Origin of the sequence: Paeniglutamicibacter sp., from assembly GCF_046714615.1 — a bacterium.
Taxonomy (GTDB): Bacteria; Actinomycetota; Actinomycetes; order Actinomycetales; family Micrococcaceae; genus Paeniglutamicibacter.
Genome location: NZ_JBKKAP010000013.1, coordinates 1 through 21,222, shown reverse-complemented (window position 1 = coordinate 21,222; position 21,222 = coordinate 1). Strand labels below are relative to the sequence as shown.

Genomic DNA, 21,222 nt, shown 5'->3' with positions numbered 1-21,222 from the left:
GCCAAGGGGGCCGGCACCTGTCGGCCCCCCATCCATTCCAACCTTCTGAAAAGGAAACATCATGGCTTACATCGTTGAAATCCCCTCAACCTACAACGACACCCTTCTCGGGAGGCACGACCTCGTCAAACGCCTCCGCAAACACCTCAGCAAGCGACCCGAAGCAGATGGCGCGGTCCGCCTCTGGAACATCGAACAGATCTCCACCGTTGACGGCCGCACCTCAGCAATCCTCGTCGAGGGCATCCCGCACACCCGCCCCAACCAGCGCTTGCTGACCATCCAGGAAGGGGCCCGCATCACTGCCAGCCAACTGCTTGACGTCGAAGCCTTGCAGCGGAAAGAAGGCAGAACCCTTGTCGAGGTGAACCTGGCATCCCAAAAGTTTGTCACCGCTGAGATTGCCCCCGCGGTCTTCGACGTCCGCAACCGAATTGCCCGCGCGCTCAACGTCAAACCTTTCGACATCGATGTGACCGCCACCTGGCATCCTGAATTCGGAATCGATGGAATCTACATTCAACGCCTCCCGTACTACCCCGAAGAAAAGCTTCAAGGCCTTCTGACTGAAGCCCTCATTCAGGTTGGTGGAACCAGACATTGGGATATGGCTGTTTCTCAGGCGCGTGGTGCAGCAAAAATGCTCCACCGGCTCCCAGACAGCCTGGCCAAGACGCTCTCTTTGGCAGAAACTTTCCCGGATGGTGTGATCCCGCTCGACTGGAAGCGGCTGCCGCTAGGTGTCGGCCCGCAAGGGACACCAATCTGTCAGGACCTCACGGCAACACCACACGGCCTGGTTGCCGGCCCGACCGGTTCAGGTAAGACGATTGCCTTGATCGCCTTGTGCTCCAGTGCCCTACTGCGAGGCCACAGCTTGGTCATGCTGGACCCCACAAAGGGTGGGCTGGACTTCCTCCCCTTGAAGCCGTTCTGCCTGGGCTGGGCCACCACTCTTGAGGGGGCCGCCGACGCTATTCAGCAGATGTATGTCGAGGTTTCCCGGCGCAAGAAGGTTCTCTCGCACTTGCGAGCCCCCAACTGGCAGAGTGCTTCGCCTGAGGACCAGAAGAAATACAACCTGGTCCCCATCACGATCCTCATCGACGAGTTCGGGTCCCTCGCCTTGGAGATCCCCATCCCCAAGAGTTTGCCGAAGGATGACCCGATCGTTGAAGAGCTGCAGGCGCAGAACGCTGCGAAAGCAATGATCAAGACTTACGCCGGCAAGATTGCTCGTGAAGCCCGATTTGCCGGTGTCTTCCTTCAGGTTGCCTTGCAGCGGCCAGATGCAGCGATCATGGGTTCGGGGGAGTTCCGCAGCAACCTGGGGATGCGCACCCAGCTGGTTTCACCGGTTGGCTTTCCGGACAACACCACGCTGGGGATGCTCTTCGACTCCGAAATGATCGAATCCGCACGGGAGCGTATGTCTACGCTGGCTGACGGGTCTCACGGATTGGCAATTGTCGCCGGTGAAGGCGGCCGCGCCCAAGGGGTGAAGGTGCCTTACAGTGATCCGGCGGAGGTCGAAGCCATGCTGCGATCTCGAGGCGTTCCCTTCGTGACAAGCCCTTTGAAGCTCAAAGAAGGCACTGAGACTGTCACGGTCGAAGAGCTGCCGCAGTGGTGGCAGGAAATAGCAAAAGACACGCCACGCAAGCCCGTTCCGGACACGGCGCCCGAGCCGACCGGGGTAGCGCCTGAGCCGGCAGCACCTGAGCCGGCATGGGCCGCGGCACCCGAACCGGCCTGGGGCAAGCAACCGGCCAAGGACTTGATCTGGTGACAGTTAAGCGGGACCGAAGACCCCGTGAGTGATCGAAAGCAGCCCCCAGTTGAGCGTCAGGTGGGGGCTGTTCTGTGCCCAGAGGGTGGGGGACAGCATCTTTGCTCCATCGTGAATGCGTCTTGCATGCATGGACATAGGAAGGACGTACCCGCCACCAGCATTGGAGAACCCTTGTTCGCACGAAAAATCACACCCCTCGCACTCGCCTTAGCTTTAGCCCTGGCAGCACCAGCAGCCGCCGTTGCGCCGCAGTTGGACCGCCTCGCCTACACCACTTCGATCGTCACCACCCCGGTCGTCACGGCAGCGGCGACCGCAAATTCGGCCCACACCCGGCCCATTGTCCTCAAGCCTGTCGTGGTACCTGCCGGCAACATCCAAATGGGACGCATCATGCTTACCTCCACCCCTAAACCAAAACCAAAGCCGGTTCCGAAGCTCACAGCTCCGCCGGTTGTGCATTACAGCGTCACCGCCCGTGGCCAACAAGGCCACACCCGAACGGTGCCGTCGCCCGCCTCTACCTCGAAGGTCCAACATGCTGCGAACCCGGAAGTAACAATGGCTGGCACAACCGCTGGGCAGCAGATCGTCGCCACGGCCAAGCAATATCTTGGCGTCCCCTATGTGTGGGGTGGCACCAACCCTGCTGTCGGTCTGGACTGCTCCGGCTTGGTACAGATGGTGCTTGCCCGCCAGGGGGTCACCATGCCGCGGGTTGCCCGTGACCAGGCCAAGGTCGGCACCGAAATTTCTTCGCTGTCCAAGGCTCAGCCGGGGGATCTTTTGGGGATGCGCAACGGTTCCCACATTGCCATCTACCTGGGGAACAACAAGATCTTGCATGCTCCCCGGCCTGGATCGAACGTGTCCATCAGGGCCCTGTACTCCACCGATGTCATCGATACCATCCGCCGCCTCTCCTAACCGGTTTCCTGGCCAAAATCCCCCTCCACCTTGACTCACGAAGGAATCATCATGCGCAGCTCAGACACTACTTACGCCGTCCGCCACCTGCATGGAGGACCCATCAGCCTGGTCTTTCTGGAAGCCGGCGGCACCGACTCCGCCCGCAAAGACACGGCGCTGCTGTACGCCTCCCACGCGACCTCAATTCACCCCGATGACTTGGAAGTCATTGGCACCATCCAGTGGCCCCACAACCGCTCCACTGGCCCGTGCGGCCGTGATGAAGCATCCATCAGGACCTTCCTCGACAAGTCCCTGACCACCACCCCATAGGACACCACAAAATGCCAAGCCAACGGACTTATCCGGCAGTTTCCAGCCGCCGATAATCGTTGTGCGCATGGAGTAGGTCATGAGGTCCTTCCTACCTCGGTGTGTGGTTCGAAACGGTCTGTCATCCTTCCGGTGGCAGGCCGTTTCTTTTGCACTGATGGGGACGCAAGTTAGCGGGAGCACATTGCTCGCATGGTCTTGGATGAATCACTCCACACAAAAACACCCAAGGGAATCCCCATGAAAAAGTTGATCGCATCCATCGCTGGAGTCCTCATGCTCGGTGTCAGCCTCACCGCCTGCACTACCGCCGAACCGGCACCGGAAACCAACAACCACCACCCCGTCTACAAAACGATTTTCCACCCGGCCCCCACCGTCACCTTCGACTTGGAAACTCAGACGCTCACCGTTACCGATCGCTTCGGGACAGCTCCAATCCCCGCCATCCCTGCCAGCGGGGGATGGCCCGCCACCGCTGCAGGAACCGTAGCCCATGAGCATGTGAGGACTGCCTGGTGCAGAAGCAAGGCGATTAACCTTGGATTCGATGTGGACGGCCGCCCCGCTTTTGCCGGTCTTGACTGCGACGACCCCGAAAAGGCTTCTGTGGCAGCCCTGATCTCGGTTTCGGAAGATCACCTCCGGTGGCTCAATGACAGGGCGGGGGAGCTGCGCTACACGTACGTCGACGAAGCTCCAAAGGGTGGTGAATAACAGTGGGGCTCGCCACGAAGCCGGCGTCATTCGCCGCGATGCTTGCCCTGGCTGGCCTTCTGCTCACGGGCTGCTCTCCCTCGGCGCCGGCAGCAAATCCAACACCATCCACTCCAGCTGCCGCTGCAAACGCCACACCGGTAGAGGTCGAGAACAAATCCCAGGTGGCTGAAGAGGCGAAAACAACGGCAAGGGCAACGCCCGTACCGAAATCAACGCCGATACCGGACAAACCAAAGGCTCCGGACGTTTTGGTCAACACGGAAAGCAATACCATGACCGTGGCCGTCCCTGATGGACCGGTCACCTTCACTGTCGAACCGGCCGGCAAGGGGTGGCCCGCCACCGCCAAAGGTGTTATTGGTGCCTCCATCGAGACTGACAATTGCCAGAGCAGATGGGCCATCGACCTGGGCTTCAAGTTGGGCGGTCGTCCTGCCGCTGCTGGTCTTGGGTGCGAAGACGCTGCGGGCACCTCGCAGATTGCGTTGATTTCTATCCCGGTCGACCTCTTCCTAGAGCTGCGTGCCGCCGAGCCTGATCTCGCCGAAGGCGAGCGGCCATGAAGATGACCCACAAAAAACCAGCGTCCTTTACCGCAGTGCTTGTCCTGACCGGCCTGCTGCTTGTCGGTTGCTCGGCACAGACAGCTGATCCTGCCCCGGTTGCACCAGAGCCGATAGAGGCGCCAGAAACACCGGTGGCCAGTGTGCGGCCCGAACCCACCGTCACCATCGACCTCGCAACGGGAATGCTCTCAGCGCCCACCTATGGGGGAGCCACCAACATCCCTGTCAACCGCGTCAGCGAAGGCTGGCCGGACGACAGCCAAGGTTCAGTTCTCGGCTGGGTAAACACCACCCTGTGCGCAAGCTCGTGGGCCCTAGTCTTCGACTTCAACATCGGCGACCGTCCTGCCGCGGTGGGCTACGGCTGCGTGGACCCCACCGGCCAATCCGACCTCGCGTTAATTTCGATCCCGCACGAAGACCTGGCCGAACTCCGGCTTGGCCAACGCCCCGCAGAACAAGAAAGTGAATGACCATGAGACCCCCTAGAAGCCTGGCGTCCTTAGCCGCAACGATCGCCCTGACCGGCCTCCTGCTGGCCGGCTGCTCAGCACCACCCGCTGATCCTGCCCCAGTTGCCTCGACCGCGGCCACCCAAACCAGTGCAGCACCCACCGCCGTCACCACTGCAGTACTCACCCCCAACGAAGTCCTGCGCACCCTCCCATGGGCCACCACGTACGAGGTCTACGGCAAGGCAGCCCCGGCTGACCCTGGAACGCCGTTTGCCGGGCTGGTCGCTTCGCTGCCCCAAGGGGCGGGCTATGTCATCGCCTACGCCGCACCCGGCAAGAAAGCCTTCGCCCTGATCGGACCGGAGCAGCTCAGCGACAAGACTGCACTACCTGTGGTGAACAAACGTGCCGGGTGGGTCCAAGTGCTCATCCCCGGACGCCGCAACCTGCCCAGCAGCGGCGAGCCCGTTAATGGCGCCACCGCCTGGCTGGAGGAAGCCGATGTGACGCTGACCGATCAGCCGGAAGAAGTTGTACTCGATCTTTCTGAAGGCACCGTCACCTTGCTCAGCGGGAAGAAGACGGTGGACTCCTACTCCATCCTCATGGACGGCAAAGACCTCACCGCCCGCGGGGTCAGAGGGTATGCAGTGTCTTCTTACTGGAATGAAGCCCAGAAAGCTTGCTCGAGTGAGAAACTACTGGCCGTGAGTGTCCAAAGCGATGTTTATGATGCTTTCGCCGACGGGGTCAGCATTCAGGCGATCCATGGGTGGTCCAAGGAATGCAGGGCCGTTTCGAGTCAAACCGCCCGATCTAGCGGATGCATCAACCTCTCCGATGCCGCCATGAAGAAGTTGTTGGCCCGCATCAAGCCAGGCACACCCATCACCTTCAACAGCTAGCGGTTGAGGGACTGCAACTTTGCCGGTGCAACAGCACTGCACTTGTCCGCATGGCTATGAGTGCAACAACATCCGCCACCGAAAGCAGGCCATCATGAAGCTCACCAGGAAATCCACCTTCCTCCTCACCGTCGCCCTCCTCGCCGGAGTCACTGCCCCCGCCGTCATCTACGCCGGTGCTGCCAACGGTGCGGTTCAAGGTAGTGGGGCCACCAAGGCGGTCAGCGGCTCCGGAACGATCCTCACCGCCGGCACCACTGGCAAACCCGGTCCGCTCACCGCAGCGGACCTGAGCCCAAGCCGGGCCAACCCACGCAACGGCGAAGGCCCCGGATTCAACGGCACTGGCGAAAAGTGGTGGGGCTACGCACGCAGCTACACACCGGTCCTCGACTTCGCCCGCGAAGCCATCCACAACCCCAAGACCAACACGACAAAGGAAATCCCCTACATCTTCAATGGCACGTACGAAGTGCAAGCCCTGGGCATCCACGCACTGCCGAAAGACGTCTCACATGAGTGGTTTGTCGACGGTTCCCGCCAAGGTTCCGCCGCACGGGGGATCCCGGACAGCATACGCGTGAAATCCGGGGGCGCCACCAAGCAGGTCCAGCTGAAAGTGACCTACATGATGGGCGGCCAGCAGATCACAACTGTTACCCAGCCGTTCGCCGTTCCCCCAACCAAATAACCCCCTCCATCAAACACATGAGTGCCCACACTGGCGCCCATGAACCACAACAAAAAGGAAATATCACCATGAAAAAGTCCCCTTTTCCCCGCCTGTCCGTAGCCGTCCTGGCCGCAGGCCTCCTCCTGTCCATCACCCCGGTCGTCCATGCAGCCCCGGTGGACACCATGACAGTAGAGGCGCCACAAGCCGTATCGGCCATAGCGACGCTTCATCCCGTGCTGCCCGGCGATCTCTTCGCCTACGTCTCGCTGAGCGAATGGCCAGACGGAAATTACAGGATCAAGGACACTGGAATCTCCGAAGATTGGAACGGACCGACCGGAGAACGTGCAGTCATGGTGGAGCTGACCGGCACCGCACGGACAATCACGGCCTTCAAAACTATCGATAGGAGCGGGAACACCCAGGACGCCGGCCCGAATCTTCAGATCAACACGGTCATCATCCCGGCATACCGCGACATGCCCAAGCCAGTACGCGACGATCGAATCACCATTCCTCCGCTGAAGCTGAAAGTGGAGAAGAAGGAGGGGGAAGACCCCACGTGGTACTTCACTTTCAATGAGGGCTCCATTTCCTCCACCATCCCCAATGCCGTCCTGAAGTCAGTAGCTTCCGTGGTGAACGGCGAACCTACAGGGTCCATCAGTGACGGCAGGTACAAATGCGACGCGGACGTTGCAGGAAAGCTAATTCAGCTTCGCGCAATTTTCTACGACGAATCAACGCGGAACTCGTATTTCGCCGATTCCAATGGATTGGTGTGCCCCGAGAAAGCGATTCCCAGCGCTCAGCTGGAGATCCAGCCCACCACCCTGGCGGAACGCACGATCAGGCCCGGGTCTGTAGCCTCCTTCCAGATCACCACCCTGAAGGGAAATGATGCCGCTCCCGATGTCGTGTGGCGCGTTGACGGGCAGGAAGTCAAGGGGGAAAGCGGCCAGTCATTCAAGACGCCACTGCTCTTCAAGACGCTCGAAGTGAGCGTCACCGTGACCAACGGCGTGACTCCCGTAACCAAAACGCTCTCGTGGTCAGCCTCAAAGCGCAGCTTCGCCATCAGCTTGTATGGCCAGAAGGTCAATGGCCTCCACGCTTACGAGGCCTTTGCCAAGTCGGCGCGGAATGGTGAAACGTGGCTAGCTGCCGGCACAACGCTTTCCTACGACGCCCCGACCACTTTCACTGAGAATTGGGCCGACCCATCGGTCACGCATAAGGCCTCGGATTCCAAGATCACTTACCAGTGGTACCGCAACGCAAAGAAAATCGCAGGGGCTACGACGCTCTCATACACGCTCGCTGCAGGTGACAAGGAAACCGCAATCCAACTTCGGATGACAGCTGAACGCGAAGGCTTCGTCACCCAGGTGTCCACCAGCGCCGACCTTGTGGGCGCTCTGTTGCCCGACATGGTTGGAGACAAGCCGGCACGGGAGCGCAGGCTGCCGCTGCTTAGCCAGGATCAGGACACCTTCCCTGATGGCCTCGTCAGCTCGCTCCGCTTCCACTGCGAGCCGGGCCAGGGGATCTACACCAGCTGGCTCCAATGGGCCGTATCGGGCATCGAGTCACCAATCTTTGCTCGACGCGCTAACTACAATTTCTTCGGCGATGTGAAGCCAGGTGCAGAAGATGCAGGTGAAGGCTGCGAGGTCGCCGAGCCTGAGCTGGGGAAACCAGTTAAGCGTGTAGATCCTGAGCCTACATTCAAGCCAAAGCCGACGCCGAAGACCCCTCAGGTGATGAGCACACTCTCCGCGAACCAACTGCTGGCCCTCAGCGCCAGCAAATAGCCCCCCCCTCGAAAGCCGCCGGATCATCCACGGTTCGGCGGCTTTCCCATGCCTTGCACCTTCCGGGAGGCAGGGGGCTACGCTGCCCGGGGGCACCGCTCAAACGCAGATCCAAGCACTGGGCGAATAGCCAACCGGAAGGACCCTCGAATCGAAACGGTTCGGGGGCGGCAGCCACCGGGGCCCAGGACGTCTTGGGGTGGCGCGACCCCAGGGAACTCATTACCCATGACGCGCGGGAAGCCCTCGAGGGGCTCATTGTCCGCGGCACAGCACAGGACTGGAGCTCGAAGCATCTGCCCTTGAAGCATACGGAAACCATTCGCCGCGAACTCGACCACGGGCACATCGACCGCCGGACCATTCGCGGTTACCTGTTGGGGCGCAGGGACGTGACCGAGGATGGGGCGAAACGCATCATGGCGCTCACCAAGGCGATTCCTTTCCTGCGCTAACCACCGGCGAGGCTAGGCGCCGGCGGGCAACTGATGTTGCTGTCTGGCGCTAGGCTTTCTTCTTGGCGGCTTGCAGCGCCTTCGCCTGGGCCACCTTCAGTGCGCTAGCTTTGACTTGCTTGGTGAGCTTGGATTTCGCCTTGGCGCGGGCCTGGCTCTTCACCGTGGCGGTGATTGCCTGCTTGGCCTTGTTGCTGGCTTGGATCTCTGCAGCGGTTCGCGCGGCCTTGGTGGCTGCACTTTGAGCCGATTTCCCCGCAGCCGAAGTTGCTGCTGCAGCTGCGGCTTTGTTCGCCGCTGCCTGTGAAATCATGCTCGTGGCTGACTTCGTGGCCGAAGCGGTCCGCTTGGCGTTGCTCACCGTTGCTTTCCTGACCATGGTGGTCTTGTGCGTTGCCTTCACCGAGTGCGATGCGGTGGCCTTGTACGTCTTTCCCTTGTACCTGTAGGAGGCCGTGGCTGTCGCCTTGTGCGTCGCAGATCCCGTGTACGAGGCGGACTTCGACGCGGTGTGTTTCCCGGTCTTAGAAGCGCTCTTGGTGGCGGTCGCCTTGAAGGTCTGCTTGACGATCTGGGTTTTGCCCGTCCAGGTGAACTGGAATACTCGCTTTTCCACGTAGCGGGGGACCGCAGTGCACCAGTTATACGATTGGCATACCGATCCGGCAGGGAAATCCAAGTTCATTTCGACTTCGTAGCGGCCCGGTTTCAGCTTTGGCTCGGACGGGTAGATGTACGATTCGGTGGTGTAATTTCCCGTTATCGTCCCCCAGTCCCGGAGGGGCACATTCTTGCCGGTGGCGAGGTTCTTGATCAGGAACGTATTTTTTACGGGTCGATCCCTCATCCCCATGGAATCCGGGTAGGTACGGGTGGAATACATGAAAATACTCGTGCACCCGATGCTCTTTTTGTCCGCTTCACTCACCGTGGGGCCGACGCAATACTCGCTAAAGTCCGGGCCGATCCGCAGGTTTGCCGGTGGGCTGATTTCTTCGGCGGCCGCAGCTGGCACCGCACCGACGATTAGACCGGTGAATGCGAAGATGGCGACCACAATGGCAGCAAGTATTTTACGGATGGTTCCCCCTGGAGTGACGCACCCAAAATGTGCGTTCACTCAGATCAAACCACCCTTGGGCCCTCGTCGTCAAAGAAGTCTTCCCTGGGCGGAAGTTCGGCAGCAAAGGCTTCCTCTCTGGAGGCGGCATCCTCGCACCAGGTGAGGCGCATGGTCAGCGGTGTTGAAACTAGTTCACCAGGAGAACCACTATGAGCAGCACGCCACGGCCTTCGCCACCCGCGGGATGGTACGACATCGGCGGCGGCCGGAACCGCTGGTTCGATGGAGTGCAATGGAGCGGTTACTACCGGCTGGCCGAAACCGCCTCCCGGGCATAGCAGGGCCCCGGCCATGCAACCGGCGCGGGCCCTGCTTCTGGAGATTTTTGTTAGGTGCGGGGGACTTTGAGCCATTCCAGCCGGGCGTACCCGTATTCGAGGAGCATGGGTGTTGAAGCGAGAACTTTCCGTGCGGCCGATTCCAGATCTTGACCGGTGGCCTTCGAAATCTTCTTGATGATGGTTGGTATGTCGATCCCATCCTGGAGCCGTCTCAGCGAGGAAAACCGAAAGAAGGCAGTTGACCGTGGTGGACACCCGTTCCTCATGTCGCTCAAGAGCAAGCGAGCAGGGGGTGCGGATCGTCTTGAGGCTGCCGCAAGCGTGCTAACGCCGGTCGAGGACTTGAACCGCCTGGCCGCCTCGAAGAACAGAGACATCTCCAGCATCGCCAAGAAGACACTCCTGGCACTGATTACCGCCTAACGGCCCCGGGGAGCCCCTTTGGATTCATCACGAGTCCAAGGGGGTTTCTTTGTGCCCAAACCAATGGGGGGGGACGCAACGTCAAGGGTGCTTTTGGGCTGATGAGCATCCCACAAAAAAGTTGTGCGCATGGGTATGTGTGAAGTTGCAGTCCCGCTTCGCCACACAACGAAAAGGAACAAACTATGTGCAGATCAGCCCATGAGACCCTAGACAGCATCGCACTCCGCTGCCTGGGCAAATCAACATCTTCAGCCCACCGCCGTGATCGCGGCTTCGCCATATCCAAGCTCGGCTCAGCATCCCCCGAAAATATGGATCGCATCGCCCACCTCATCACCCTTGGATCCCTTGACCCTGTTGCCGCCAATAGGGCAGCTGTGGCGGCCAGCACCACGGACAGAGATGCATGGTTGATTGCCTCCCAGGATCGTGCTACCTCGGTGCGCCTGGCCTTGGCCAACAACGCCGCAGCAGTCGCTGATCCTGAGATCCTTGCACAACTGAAAGCTGGTGTCCGCACCAGGAAGGGCGAAATGCGGCCACAAGATGAAGCAGTCCTCGTCGCCTTGGGTGTCATCGATGCGACGGCAAAGCGCACACGCACGACCACAGCAAAGCGCACTCGCAAGCCTCTAGCGCCTCGAGTCCCCGCCGCCCCACCCGTCAAGCCCACATCGTCTGCAAACATCTTGTTCGAAGCTTCCGAGGCTCACGACAAGCTGCAGCAAATGTACGGCCAGCCAGAGCAGTGGGGCGATGCGGCGAAGCTTGCTTTCGAAGCTCAGCTGCAAACGCATCCGGGCATGGTCGATTTCTTCTCTCCAGCCGAAGCCGAGAAGATGTGGCCGGTGCTCGACCCCGAGCAGGAACTGAAATTGTTGGAGACGCACAAGAATGATGTGGATGTGGTGCGCCGAGCAGTGCTTTCAAACACCCCCGGAATTAGGTTCACTGCACTGAAATCGGCCTCCAGTGTCAAACAGCTGCTATTCCTGGCCAGTGACAACCAGTCCAAGGTTGCGGGCGGTGCCCTCATGGCATTGTTCGACCGAGGGTCCATCAAGACGAGTCCCCGAGACAACTCAATGAAAGCACGGGCAGAAGTTGAGTACCTGGCCCGACAAGTGTTCGGCACGGCCGCCTAAGGGGCGGGGAGGGCATCGAGGCATTGGTGTCCTCCCTTTCGGCAGTCCGGTGAATGCACTGCCGCAAAATAGCGAGTGGTGATCGCGGAACTGGTGTCCTGGCTGAACGCTCCGACGGGTTCCCGCTCCAAGCTGCCGTGATCACGCAGAAGAATGCGGAGCCGGGATGCGGCCCCCTGGCTTCATCCCGACTCCTCTTAGCCATTTGTGGGCGAATCTCCCAAGATCATCCCGGCTACTTCTATTGAGTGGCTGCTTTGCGTCCAGCTCACGGAGAGTGCCCCTGTGCACGAGAGCGGTGTTTGAAGGCTTGAAGTTCGCCCTGCCATGGCAAGTGTTCATCCTGGCGGGTACGGTCAAAGCACCTGCACATCGACTCAGGAACGTGTGGTGCACGGCCCTGAAGCGGAAGGCGAAAGATCATGGCCAACCTTGTATCCCGTGGACGGCTTGGCATCGTGGTGGTCACGGCATCGATCAGCTTTGCCTTCGCGACGGCCCTGCTGGTGAGGGAGCCGGCTTACTCCTGGTTGTTCCTCAGCCTTTTCCTGATGGCCCCGTATTTCCTGGTGAGCGCAGCCATATGCGGTGTGCTGGGCGTCGGGGCGGTCCAGCACAAGTTCATGATTCCAGCCGTCCCTTCCTGGATTGATCTAGTCATCCCCTTCGTGACATATGGGCTTGCCGCCGCGGCCTACCTGGTGGGTGCGGCGTTTATCGGAGCTTTGGCGGGTGAGCCGGTCTTCTGGGGATTCCCGGTGGGTTACTTCACCATTTCCGGTGTCCCCATGGTCATTCACCTGCTTGCGGCCACCGTCGTGATGCTGGCAGACCGGCGCCCCCAGCTGCAACGGTTTAGAGCGGGCCGGCCGAGGTCTGGCGGCGATGAAAGGTAGACAGACGCCTTGGAAGCAGGTTGATCGAGACAGAGTTTGGCGTTGGACGATTACAACGGGAGTGCACTCTTGTGCCGACCGGCTGTCCGCCATTCCTTGAGGGGGAAGCACCTAGCACGCTCCGTGTTTTTGCATCTTCCTTGGTTCCGAACTGTGTTCAGTAGTTTTCGGTGACGTATGCGTAGGCATGGTCGAAGAGGTCGCCCTGCAGCGGCAGCCCGTAGCGATTGAGTACGACCCGGATCGAGCCCCTCACAGTGCGGTCTCCGACTTTGGTTTTTGCCCAGCCCTCCCAGCCATTGCTTACTTCCCGAACTACCTCATCTATCTCAACGACCACCTTCTCGAGAATGATGGGTGTGCCCTCAGGCTTGAATTCGTGGAAGATTTGAGTCAGTGCGCCGATCTGGTGGTTTGGCAGAAGGTCTAGACCGGCTGCGCCGGAGGTGTCCTCCGCTTTCTCCGCCGCGGTAAGATCCTTGGCAATAGCAAGGAACCCTTGCAGCAATTCGACGCCTTCCTTGGCCCGCGTGACGCGCTGTTCACGCATTCTGTCCAGCCGGTCCGCGATCGATCGGTACACCGCGTGATCGCCGTTGGCGCCTGCGAGACGTCGCTTGAGTCGATTGGCGATGTTGTCAATGACTTCTTCAGTGGATACTGGCACAGGGTTGCCCGTATCTTTTTTCGGGTCGAGGGCTCCGGTGTCAATCAGCTTCTTTATGGTGTCTTGGTCAGCGATGATCATGTCGACTCCACCAATATCCACAGTGACGTCACCGATGTGCCCGTGAACCAGCTCCATTGTTTTGGCCCCTAGCCGTAACCACAGAAGTTCCTTGGTTGCGTCAGAGGGTGCGAGCGTCTCATAAATTTTGGCCAGCCACTTGTAGTCTCCTTGGTGCTTCTCGAGCCTTAGATTTGGCCAGGCGGCTTCCCAGAGGCCCTGCAACATTCCGAACTGGGCGCTGAAGTCAGCTATTTCATCCTGATTTGGTAGTCGGTTCGTGGCCTCGGAGAACGTTTCAAAATCAAATTTCATTTTGTCGATGCCAACGAATCGGACCAACGTCGTCTTGATCTCGGTTTCAAATTGGTCAACGAGAGTTTCGGCGTCGAGTAGCTTGCGTGCGTGCTCGGGGTCAGCAGGGCTCATTGCGCGGGCAAACCCATCGCCGAGACCAACATAGTCAACAATCAAACCATGCAACTTTTCCTGCCCCGTTTTTGGATTCCTCCAAGTGCGGTTCGTGCGCGTTATTGTCTGAAAAAGCGTGTGCATTTTGAGCGGCTTGTCCAGGTACATGACCCCTTCAACCGGTGCATCGAACCCAGTGCCGAGCTTGGAAGTGACGATCAGGAACTTCAGGTTGTCGCCATGTGTGCGGAACCGGTCCAGGAGCTGTTCCTCTTCCGCGCTGGTTAGGCGAAATTTGTTCCATTCCTGATTGTCTTTTGGCTGAACTGACATGACAACGGCTACTTCGTCCGTATCCGCGTTCTCGGATCGAGCTGCCAGCTGTTTGGTGAGTTCGTTGTAGTAGTCGGCGCACAACCCGCGGTCGAAAACGACTATTTGTGCCTTCATCCCAAGCGGATCAATGGCGGAGTAGAAGTGCTTAATGATGTCTGAGCAAACCTTTTGGACGCGCTCGGGGTTGGCAAAGAACGTTCGTGTTTGGGTGGCACGGGTGGCGAGGAAGTTTTTCGCTTCCTCATCCAGCCCTTCTTCATCAGCAAGTTCGTCGAATGCCTGGTCCAGCTCTTCTTTATGGATGTGGAAGTCAACGAGGCGCGGGGCAACATGAATGGGCACGGTGGTGCCATCGGCAATCGAACGATCACTGTTGTAGGAGTTCATCGCGTGGCCAGGGTCATCGGGGTCACCGAACAAGGAAAAGGTGTTGCGGTCATCATCCGCAATTGGTGTGCCCGTGAATCCGAAGAACCGCGCATGAGGGAATGCTGCGCGCAGGTGTTGGCCCAGTTGCCCCTCCTGGGTGCGGTGCGCTTCATCGACCAGAACGATGATGTTTTCTCGGTTGCTGAGTAGACCGGAATTCTTGAATTTGTGGACGGTGGAGAAGATGACACCGCGACGGTCTTGCTCAAGTAACTGCCGGAGTCGGGGAGAGTCTTCGGGCGTGGCAATCGAGGCCATGCCGGCACGAACAAATTGGCCAGACATTTGGGACACCAACTGGATCCGATCGGCAATGGCCACAACAGTTGGGTTGCGAAGCGCCGGATCCTTGACGAGCTTCATTGCCGCAAACAACATGGCAAGAGTTTTTCCCGAGCCTTGGGTGTGGTGGATGAGCCCTTGTCGTTTTGTTCGATGCAAGGCACGTTCATGAATGGCGGTGACAGCTTCAACTTGCGGGTAGCGAGGAACGATCTTGATGAGTTGAGGGGCTTTGCCGGCTCGTTTAACAGTTTCGAAAACTGTAAATTCATTGACGATAGACAGCACCATTGTGGGGGAAAGCATGAGCTCAACACTGCGTTTCACACGCTCCCAACCCGAAAGTTGAGCATCGTCTGCTGTGGACCCCCAGATTCCCCAGGAGTCAGTAGGCTGACCAATTGATCCATAGTGCAATTCTCGGCCGTCCGTGGCTACGGAGAACGCGTTGGGGACGAAGAAACCAGGCCATTTGGCCTCGTAGACATCGTGAATATCTTTTGCTGCATTCAGCCAGGTGATGCGTGAGCTTGCTCGCGTCTTGGTTTCAATGACCACCAAGGGCAGGCCATTTACCCACAGGATTAAATCGAATCGTGATGTCGACCCCGGGGTGCCGAACGTGACCTCGTCAGAGACGATGAACGAGTTTTGTGATTGGTCATTGAAGTCAATGAGTTGTACGGGCTGGAACCCCTTTGTTCCCCGGTACTGATGCGTTTTGAGTCCGCGGATCCATTCCAGGAATGCCTGGTTGGTTTGAACGGTCCCGTCTTCTCGGGCAGAAAGGATCCGCCGCTTCAGGACGGTAAGGATTTCGTCTGCACGGGATGGATCATCTGTAATGGCAGTATTCAGCCGGGTTAGGGCGTTGCTCAAACTAGCATGTAAAAACGTGTCCTCGGTGTTCCGGGGGAGTAGATGGCCGGGCACATGCTTCCAACCAGCTTGCACCAAGAGATCCAATATTGGCTTCTGCACTGTGTTCACTTCGTCGAACCCTGCCACGTGATTTCCCCCTGCGAATGGACTTCTGCACTTAGCCTACTCAACCGTGAAGTAAACCCGCGCGGAGATTACCCGGCCCCTATGCGTCGACAGCTTTCAGGAGCGCGTCGTAGGAATCCGGAATGGTGTGAGACCCGGAAAGCAACGAGGTCAACATTTCGGAACGTAGAGCTCGCAGGGATTCGGTGTGGCCTTTGGCAGCTTCGTGGGCTTCGAGAAACGATTCGGCCATTTCTACAATGCGAACTTGCTCCCCAGCCACCCGTGGAATCCTCACAGAAACCCCGGACAAGTAGTCGGGGATATTGAGGTTCCGGATCCCCGTAGTGAACTTTTGGTAGGGGAGCGATGCATCTGACCGATACAAGGCCCACATAATCCAGAAGGCGAGAGCGGAATCAACAACTTCAGGGTCTGGGCGCAGCAAACGCATGAAATCCGAAGGCACGACGTTCGTCTCGGTCGAGCTCATGCGGATAACGCGTCCGACAGGTTGAGTTGGTGACCCCCCTGACCGCTCCAAGACTATGTCGCCGGGTTCTAGCGAGCGGACCTTTGCTCTCTTTGCAGAGAGGGACCTTTCTGTTGATAACGTCAAATCAACATCGATGCGAGAACCGGCGTAGGATGACGGGCCGATAGCCTGCACCCTGGTATCTTCTTCGCTTGGAGGAGAACCCCAGGAGCCTCCGATGACATGGCGAAACATCGATTCAGCTTTTACGGGATCAGAATCGACTAGTGAGAGTTCCGACAGTATTGCCGATGCCCAAGACTGGGCACACTCGTCGGCAACCTGTTGAGCAGCCTCGATGGCTTCATCCAATGCGCCGATCAGATCAACGATGCGCCGCTGCTCGGCAATAGATGGGAGCGACATAGGCAGGGCAGCGAAGTCGCTCGCGGAAACGCGTTGACGGCCAGTTGATCCGACCATCAAGTTTATTGCCGAAGCGTGAGTTCCACTTTCGGACGCCCAGAGAAACAAGAACTCCGAGAGTGATTTTTCGCCGCCCCGGAGTACGATAAATTCTGTTGATCCGCCTACAGCCCCTAGATCCCGCGGGACCATCGCAATCTTTCCGTTTTCCAGGCACGGCGTAATCCTTGCAACTAAGACATCGCCGCCTTCCGCTCGAATGCCACCACGTGACCCCTTTGCGCCGCTAGTTGAAGCCCAGCGACCCCATTCGTCGACATCTGACATCGTGATAAACGGTGATTCTGGGGTGAGTTTCGAGGTTGGCGGGTTGATCATAGCAACATCCGCGAGCCTGACTACCTCCCAATTAGAAGTCATAGCCAGCCGCCTTCAACTTCTGAGCAAGGATGTCTTCGGCCGCGGCCAGCCGCTCGCGAGATTCCTTATAGGCGATCAACGCTTCTTCGACGTTGGCTTCGGCCGCGGTTTCGCCCTTGAGATACCGGCCGATGTTGAGGTCGAACCCGTTCTCTTCGATCTCTGCCAAGTCGACGAGGCGAAGGCTGAGCCCGTCGTCACCGTCAATGTCCACGCCCCGCTTGTAGGCGACATCAATGACCGCGATGTCTTCCTCCGACATGGTGTTCTGGTTCTTGCCGACCGAGTAGCGCTTGGTTGCATCGATAAACATGACCTTGCCGTTGCGTTCGGCGGGCTTGTTGTGGCGGAACACCAGGATGGCAACCGGAATGGACGTCGAGTAGAAGAGGTTGTTAGGAAGGCTGATGACCGCTTCGAGGACGTTGTCACGCAGAACTGCCTCGCGTATCGCCCCTTCCTTGCCGCCGCGGAACAGCGTTCCATGGGGCATGATGACACCAACTCGGCCCGTGTCGTCTTTCATGGATGCGATCATGTGCTCAATCCATGCCCAGTCGCCGTTCTTGGCCGGTGGGACACCGTACTTCCCGCGTCCATGCGGGTCGGTCGCCCACGTATCAGCGCCCCAATTCTGCAGACTGAATGGCGGGTTGGCGATGACGATGTCGAACTTTTTCAGCCCGCCACCGTCCAGCAGCTTCGGTGTTCGGAAGGTGTCACCACGGGCGATGGTGAAGTCCTCGAGCCCGTGGAGGTAGAGATTCATCTTGGCGATCGCACTGGTGGTCAGGTTGATCTCCTGGCCGTGAAGCTCCAAGGTGAACGGGTTTCCGCCAGCCTCCTTGACCGCTAGGACGGTTTCCACGAGCATGCCTCCGGAGCCACAGGCAGGGTCAGCGATGCTGTCACCAATTTTCGGGTCTAACAACTTCACCAGCAGGTGCACCACATGCCGCGGTGTAAAGAACTCACCCGCCTTCTTGCCGGAGGCTTCAGCGAATTCGCGCAGCAAGTATTCGTAAGCAGAGCCGAGCATGTCACCGCTCACTGAAACAGGGTCTAGGCGAACACCATGGAAGGCATCCATCAGGGCGGTCAATGCGCCTTGCGGGAGTCGGTCCTGGTTGGCCCAATTGACGTCCCCGAATACATTGGCCAGCGACTCCGGGTTGGCAAGCTGTAGCTGTTGCAGCACGTGGTCAAGCTTCGCGCCGGTGTGCTGCGTCGTTTCAAAGACGTCGGCCCAACGACAGCCTTCAGGGACTACGAAAGTGTGGAGGTCCGCTTCTACTTCAGATGTCAGCTTGTCGCCGTACTCGAGCATGGCGAGGTTGTGTTCGTAGTCCCAGATGTCACTGATCCACTTGAAGAACATGATGGGGAGGACGTAAGCCTTGAAGTCACTTGGGTCCACGGGGCCGCGAAGCGCGTTAGCCGCTGTCCAAAGCGTTGACTCCAACTGTTGTTGAGTCAGGTGGGCTGGGTCCAGTGGTGCGAGCGTCAAATCGGTCCATTCATTGTCTTCTTTGGAGCTCTGGCGGCGAGCCGACAGATCGATCAATTCAATCACGCCTTAGTTCATTGAGTGGCTTTGCAGCTTCATGGCTGGCGATGACCGATCGACGGTAATGCGGACGGCATGCTTGTCGAGGTCTCGACGATTCCCAGGCCGGACGCCATATAGGCTCTGAGCATGGCCTATACAGCGCACGTTCTGCGAGTAATGATTGCTTCTCCCTCGGATCTACCTGAGGCCCGTGATGCGGTCCAGGAAGCCATCTATAGCTGGAATCAGTCCCATTCACGGAAGAACAACGTCGTCCTCCTGCCTTGGCGCTGGGAGACCTCATCCGTGCCTGTCGTGGGCGGGCGCCCGCAAGCACTCATCAACGCCCAAGGGGTTGACGAGTCGGACATAGTCTTCGCGCTGTTCGGCAGCCGGCTTGGCAGCCCGACCGGTGAAGCCGTTTCCGGTACTGCTGAGGAAATTGAGCGGGCAGTGGGCTTGGGCAAACCCGTTCACGTGTATTTCTCGAGCGCACCGTTACCAAGCGACGTTGATGTTGACCAGCTGGTTGCTTTGCGTGACTTCAAGAAAGACATGCAAAGCAAGAGCCTGCTTGGAGAATTCAGCACGCCAAGCGAGCTCAATTATGAGGTCTGGAAAGCGATCGAGCACGATCTTGAAACGCTTGCCCTGGGCAGCCCTGTGGCTCCGAAACGAAACCTGGGTGTGGACTTCGTTGTGCAGCCACAAAGGACGCGTGAGCTCAGCAGCCATGATGCCAAGGGGAAACCCCGATATACCACGCGAAATTGGCTGGATATCACCAACCAGGGTGACCAAGACGCCGAGCAAGTCGTCTATGAAAAAGTGGGGGACAACTCCGGCATGACCTTGCTTGCTCCTGAAGAACCCACGGTGATTCATCGCGGTCAGACTCGAAAAGTTAATGTCTTCTATAGCATGAGCGGCTCTGGGGCGGCCGTAGTCCGGATCGGATGGGTCGAAGATGGACAAGAGAAGCAAAAAGACTTCCACGTGGGCTGAGCCTGCACCAGTTAAGCGGATCATCGCTGGCGCCCGATCACCGCGGACGTGGGGAAGCCCGGCCACAACTGGCGGATTCTAGGGGTCGTTGCAACACCTGGTGGCTAGGCTGCCAACAGTAGTTCACGCAGGCGCTCGGTTGGGGTATCCCAGCCGAGCGTTTTGCGTGGGCGTCCGTTGAGCAGGCGGCTGACCCGTTCGAGCTCCTCGGGGCCGTGGGTGCCGAGGTCGGTTCCCTTGGGGAAGTATTGGCGCAGCAGCCCGTTGGTGTTCTCGTTGGATCCGCGTTGCCAGGGGCTGGCGGGGTCGCAGAAGTAGACGTCCATGTCGGTGGCGATGCTGAAGGCCTTGTGTTTGGCCATCTCCGCGCCTTGGTCCCAGGTAAGGGAACCGCGCAGATGCTCAGGCAAGGTGCCCATGGTCTTGATCAGCCCGTCCCGGACCGATTCGGCGGTGTGGTCCACCGGCAGGTGGATCAACATGACGTAGCGGGTGGTGCGTTCGACCAGGGTCGCGATCGCCGACTGGTTGTAGGAGCCTGTAATCAAATCCCCTTCCCAATGCCCCGGGAGGGCGCGGTCTTCGATCTCGGCTGGACGTTCGGAAATATTGATCATCGGATCGCGGAACCGGGAGGTGCGTTCCTCGGGGCTTTTGTGCTTCTTGCGGCGGGTTCGCCCGGTGCGTAGCGCCTCTTTGACGTCGCGTTTGAGTCCGCCGCGGGCCTGGATGTAGAGGGCTTGGTAGACCGTTTCGGGACTCACGCGCATGACGGGGTCATCGGGGTATTCCTTGATCAGCAAATGCGAAATCTGTTCTGGAGACCAGCGTGTGAGCAGCTTGGTTTCCACGTACTCACGCAGCTTCCCGGGTTCTGCCAGCTTACTGTCCTTGGGCCGTGCCCGGGCGGCAGTGGCGGCGCGGTGCGCGCCGTAAGGTTGGTAGCCGAGCACCGGGTGGCTGTTGCGTTTGATTTCGCGGCTGATGGTGCCCACGGAACGGCCCAGTGCCCTGCTGACCGCCTGCATTGAGGCTCCTTGCGATCGCAGGTCAGCGATGCTCTCCCGCTCGGGCAGGGAGAGGTAGCGGGTGCTGACGGGCTGCTCGAGGGCTTCCAAGGCCACCGGGGCGGGTTCCGGCTCTGCCGCCGCTGCTGTTAGCCCCGGTGGCGCCGCAGGGGCTGAAGGTTCCGCAAAAGTTGTTGTCACTTCCTGTTTATACGGCAGATCCGCAGTATGGCCCTCGGCGGCCGCCGTGTCGTTTGCGGCCTGTTGCCGGTCCCATGCGTAGGAGCTCGGTTTGCTGGCGCCGACTGCGAAGGCGGCGTCTCTCCGCCCGGCCCCTTCGCGGCGCAGACGGAGGTAGTCAAGCTGCTTCTTTGATGGCGGTCGCCGAGTGACGGAGACCAGGCCTGCGGCCTTGGCCCAGTTGGAGCAGGTGGAGTAGTTCAGGCCGAGTTCTCTGGCTGCAACGCTGACGCTGCCGACTTCCCGCAGCAGGCCCAGGAACTCGTCAATCACCGCCGCTGGGTGGCGTTGCGCGGGACCAGGTTTCACAGTCTTCGTGGCCCGTGGTTTTCTCCCGGCAGGATTGACCCGGCCAGCCCAGTTGTGCGCAGTGCTGATGTTCTATCCCAGCTCCTGGGCCGCCGCGGTGATGGTGCCGGTCCGGTCCAGAAC

General features: G+C 59.2%; 20 protein-coding genes. 15 read left to right on the top strand and 5 right to left on the bottom strand.

Features of this window, described 5'->3' with window-relative positions; genetic code table 11:
- The first annotated feature begins 61 nt into the window (after positions 1 to 61).
- The 10 genes from ACLQ7E_RS01470 (at position 62) to ACLQ7E_RS01425 (ending at position 8,625) form a co-directional block, all read left to right on the top strand.
- On the top strand, positions 62 to 1,789 hold the full coding sequence (locus ACLQ7E_RS01470) for an FtsK/SpoIIIE domain-containing protein (protein WP_411730755.1): 1,728 nt from the start codon (positions 62 to 64) through the stop codon (positions 1,787 to 1,789).
- 564 nt (positions 1,790 to 2,353) lie between these two features.
- Positions 2,354 to 2,719: a C40 family peptidase gene (locus ACLQ7E_RS01465; protein ID WP_411730754.1), complete on the top strand. Its 366-nt coding sequence runs from the start codon at positions 2,354 to 2,356 to the stop codon at positions 2,717 to 2,719.
- A gap of 51 nt (positions 2,720 to 2,770) precedes the next feature.
- The gene (locus tag ACLQ7E_RS01460) at positions 2,771 to 3,034 is read left to right on the top strand and encodes a hypothetical protein (RefSeq protein WP_411730753.1); all 264 of its coding nucleotides are present in this window, start codon (positions 2,771 to 2,773) and stop codon (positions 3,032 to 3,034) included.
- Between the two features lie 240 nt (positions 3,035 to 3,274).
- Entirely contained in the window at positions 3,275 to 3,751 is a 477-nt protein-coding gene (locus tag ACLQ7E_RS01455) for a hypothetical protein (protein ID WP_411730752.1), read from the top strand.
- Positions 3,752 to 3,753: 2 nt separating this feature from the next.
- On the top strand, positions 3,754 to 4,317 hold the full coding sequence (locus ACLQ7E_RS01450) for a hypothetical protein (protein ID WP_411730751.1): 564 nt from the start codon (positions 3,754 to 3,756) through the stop codon (positions 4,315 to 4,317).
- Entirely contained in the window at positions 4,314 to 4,793 is a 480-nt protein-coding gene (locus ACLQ7E_RS01445) for a hypothetical protein (RefSeq protein ID WP_411730750.1), read from the top strand. Before ACLQ7E_RS01450 ends, ACLQ7E_RS01445 begins: the two co-directional genes overlap by 4 nt.
- 2 nt (positions 4,794 to 4,795) lie before the next feature.
- A complete protein-coding gene (locus tag ACLQ7E_RS01440) occupies positions 4,796 to 5,680 on the top strand; it encodes a L,D-transpeptidase (protein WP_411730749.1) in 885 nt (294 codons plus the stop codon).
- A 94-nt stretch (positions 5,681 to 5,774) separates the two neighbouring features.
- Positions 5,775 to 6,371: a hypothetical protein gene (locus tag ACLQ7E_RS01435; RefSeq protein ID WP_411730748.1), complete on the top strand. Its 597-nt coding sequence runs from the start codon at positions 5,775 to 5,777 to the stop codon at positions 6,369 to 6,371.
- A gap of 68 nt (positions 6,372 to 6,439) precedes the next feature.
- On the top strand, positions 6,440 to 8,170 hold the full coding sequence (locus ACLQ7E_RS01430; protein WP_411730747.1) for a hypothetical protein: 1,731 nt from the start codon (positions 6,440 to 6,442) through the stop codon (positions 8,168 to 8,170).
- A 302-nt stretch (positions 8,171 to 8,472) separates the two neighbouring features.
- Complete coding sequence (locus ACLQ7E_RS01425) at positions 8,473 to 8,625, top strand: hypothetical protein (RefSeq protein WP_411730746.1); 153 nt, start codon at positions 8,473 to 8,475, stop codon at positions 8,623 to 8,625.
- A gap of 49 nt (positions 8,626 to 8,674) precedes the next feature.
- On the opposite strand, the gene ACLQ7E_RS01420 is transcribed toward ACLQ7E_RS01425, so the two are convergent.
- Entirely contained in the window at positions 8,675 to 9,745 is a 1,071-nt protein-coding gene (locus ACLQ7E_RS01420) for a hypothetical protein (protein ID WP_411730745.1), read from the bottom strand.
- Between the two features lie 152 nt (positions 9,746 to 9,897).
- Between ACLQ7E_RS01420 and ACLQ7E_RS01415 the strand changes: the two genes are divergently transcribed.
- The 4 genes from ACLQ7E_RS01415 (at position 9,898) to ACLQ7E_RS01400 (ending at position 12,496) form a co-directional block, all read left to right on the top strand.
- A complete protein-coding gene (locus ACLQ7E_RS01415) occupies positions 9,898 to 10,026 on the top strand; it encodes a hypothetical protein (protein ID WP_411730744.1) in 129 nt (42 codons plus the stop codon).
- Between the two features lie 189 nt (positions 10,027 to 10,215).
- Positions 10,216 to 10,452, top strand: a complete 237-nt coding sequence (locus ACLQ7E_RS01410; RefSeq protein WP_411730743.1) for a hypothetical protein — start codon at positions 10,216 to 10,218, stop codon at positions 10,450 to 10,452.
- Positions 10,453 to 10,637: 185 nt separating this feature from the next.
- Complete coding sequence (locus ACLQ7E_RS01405; RefSeq protein ID WP_411730742.1) at positions 10,638 to 11,600, top strand: hypothetical protein; 963 nt, start codon at positions 10,638 to 10,640, stop codon at positions 11,598 to 11,600.
- Between the two features lie 422 nt (positions 11,601 to 12,022).
- Positions 12,023 to 12,496 carry a hypothetical protein gene (locus ACLQ7E_RS01400; RefSeq protein ID WP_411730740.1) on the top strand — a complete coding sequence of 158 codons (474 nt, stop codon included), beginning with the start codon at positions 12,023 to 12,025 and terminating at the stop codon, positions 12,494 to 12,496.
- 157 nt (positions 12,497 to 12,653) lie between these two features.
- Here ACLQ7E_RS01400 and ACLQ7E_RS01395 read toward each other — a convergent pair whose 3' ends face one another.
- From ACLQ7E_RS01395 to ACLQ7E_RS01385, 3 genes are all read right to left on the bottom strand, one after another.
- Complete coding sequence (locus ACLQ7E_RS01395; protein WP_411730739.1) at positions 12,654 to 15,689, bottom strand: type I restriction endonuclease subunit R; 3,036 nt, start codon at positions 15,687 to 15,689, stop codon at positions 12,654 to 12,656.
- A 79-nt stretch (positions 15,690 to 15,768) separates the two neighbouring features.
- Complete coding sequence (locus ACLQ7E_RS01390) at positions 15,769 to 16,989, bottom strand: restriction endonuclease subunit S (RefSeq protein ID WP_411730738.1); 1,221 nt, start codon at positions 16,987 to 16,989, stop codon at positions 15,769 to 15,771.
- Complete coding sequence (locus ACLQ7E_RS01385) at positions 16,979 to 18,562, bottom strand: N-6 DNA methylase (protein WP_411730737.1); 1,584 nt, start codon at positions 18,560 to 18,562, stop codon at positions 16,979 to 16,981. Before ACLQ7E_RS01385 ends, ACLQ7E_RS01390 begins: the two co-directional genes overlap by 11 nt.
- Positions 18,563 to 18,685: 123 nt before the next feature.
- On the opposite strand from ACLQ7E_RS01385, the gene ACLQ7E_RS01380 reads away from it, so the two are divergent.
- Positions 18,686 to 19,543, top strand: coding sequence for a DUF4062 domain-containing protein (locus ACLQ7E_RS01380; protein ID WP_411730736.1), 858 nt, complete (start codon positions 18,686 to 18,688; stop codon positions 19,541 to 19,543).
- A 104-nt stretch (positions 19,544 to 19,647) separates the two neighbouring features.
- On the opposite strand, the gene ACLQ7E_RS01375 is transcribed toward ACLQ7E_RS01380, so the two are convergent.
- On the bottom strand, positions 19,648 to 20,667 hold the full coding sequence (locus ACLQ7E_RS01375; RefSeq protein WP_411730778.1) for an IS30 family transposase: 1,020 nt from the start codon (positions 20,665 to 20,667) through the stop codon (positions 19,648 to 19,650).
- Positions 20,668 to 21,222: the final 555 nt, after the last annotated feature.

What these genes read in the sequence shown, in the direction of transcription:
- ACLQ7E_RS01470 (WP_411730755.1), top strand. Translation starts at nt 62, where the DNA reads ATGGCTTACATCGTTGAAATCCCCTCAACCTACAACGACACCCTTCTC.
- ACLQ7E_RS01465 (WP_411730754.1), top strand. Translation starts at nt 2,354, where the DNA reads ATGGCTGGCACAACCGCTGGGCAGCAGATCGTCGCCACGGCCAAGCAA.
- ACLQ7E_RS01460 (WP_411730753.1), top strand. Translation starts at nt 2,771, where the DNA reads ATGCGCAGCTCAGACACTACTTACGCCGTCCGCCACCTGCATGGAGGA.
- ACLQ7E_RS01455 (WP_411730752.1), top strand. Translation starts at nt 3,275, where the DNA reads ATGAAAAAGTTGATCGCATCCATCGCTGGAGTCCTCATGCTCGGTGTC.
- ACLQ7E_RS01445 (WP_411730750.1), top strand. Translation starts at nt 4,314, where the DNA reads ATGAAGATGACCCACAAAAAACCAGCGTCCTTTACCGCAGTGCTTGTC.
- ACLQ7E_RS01440 (WP_411730749.1), top strand. Translation starts at nt 4,796, where the DNA reads ATGAGACCCCCTAGAAGCCTGGCGTCCTTAGCCGCAACGATCGCCCTG.
- ACLQ7E_RS01435 (WP_411730748.1), top strand. Translation starts at nt 5,775, where the DNA reads ATGAAGCTCACCAGGAAATCCACCTTCCTCCTCACCGTCGCCCTCCTC.
- ACLQ7E_RS01430 (WP_411730747.1), top strand. Translation starts at nt 6,440, where the DNA reads ATGAAAAAGTCCCCTTTTCCCCGCCTGTCCGTAGCCGTCCTGGCCGCA.
- ACLQ7E_RS01415 (WP_411730744.1), top strand. Translation starts at nt 9,898, where the DNA reads ATGAGCAGCACGCCACGGCCTTCGCCACCCGCGGGATGGTACGACATC.
- ACLQ7E_RS01410 (WP_411730743.1), top strand. Translation starts at nt 10,216, where the DNA reads ATGTCGATCCCATCCTGGAGCCGTCTCAGCGAGGAAAACCGAAAGAAG.
- ACLQ7E_RS01405 (WP_411730742.1), top strand. Translation starts at nt 10,638, where the DNA reads ATGTGCAGATCAGCCCATGAGACCCTAGACAGCATCGCACTCCGCTGC.
- ACLQ7E_RS01400 (WP_411730740.1), top strand. Translation starts at nt 12,023, where the DNA reads ATGGCCAACCTTGTATCCCGTGGACGGCTTGGCATCGTGGTGGTCACG.
- ACLQ7E_RS01390 (WP_411730738.1), bottom strand. Translation starts at nt 16,989, where the DNA reads ATGACTTCTAATTGGGAGGTAGTCAGGCTCGCGGATGTTGCTATGATC.
- ACLQ7E_RS01380 (WP_411730736.1), top strand. Translation starts at nt 18,686, where the DNA reads ATGGCCTATACAGCGCACGTTCTGCGAGTAATGATTGCTTCTCCCTCG.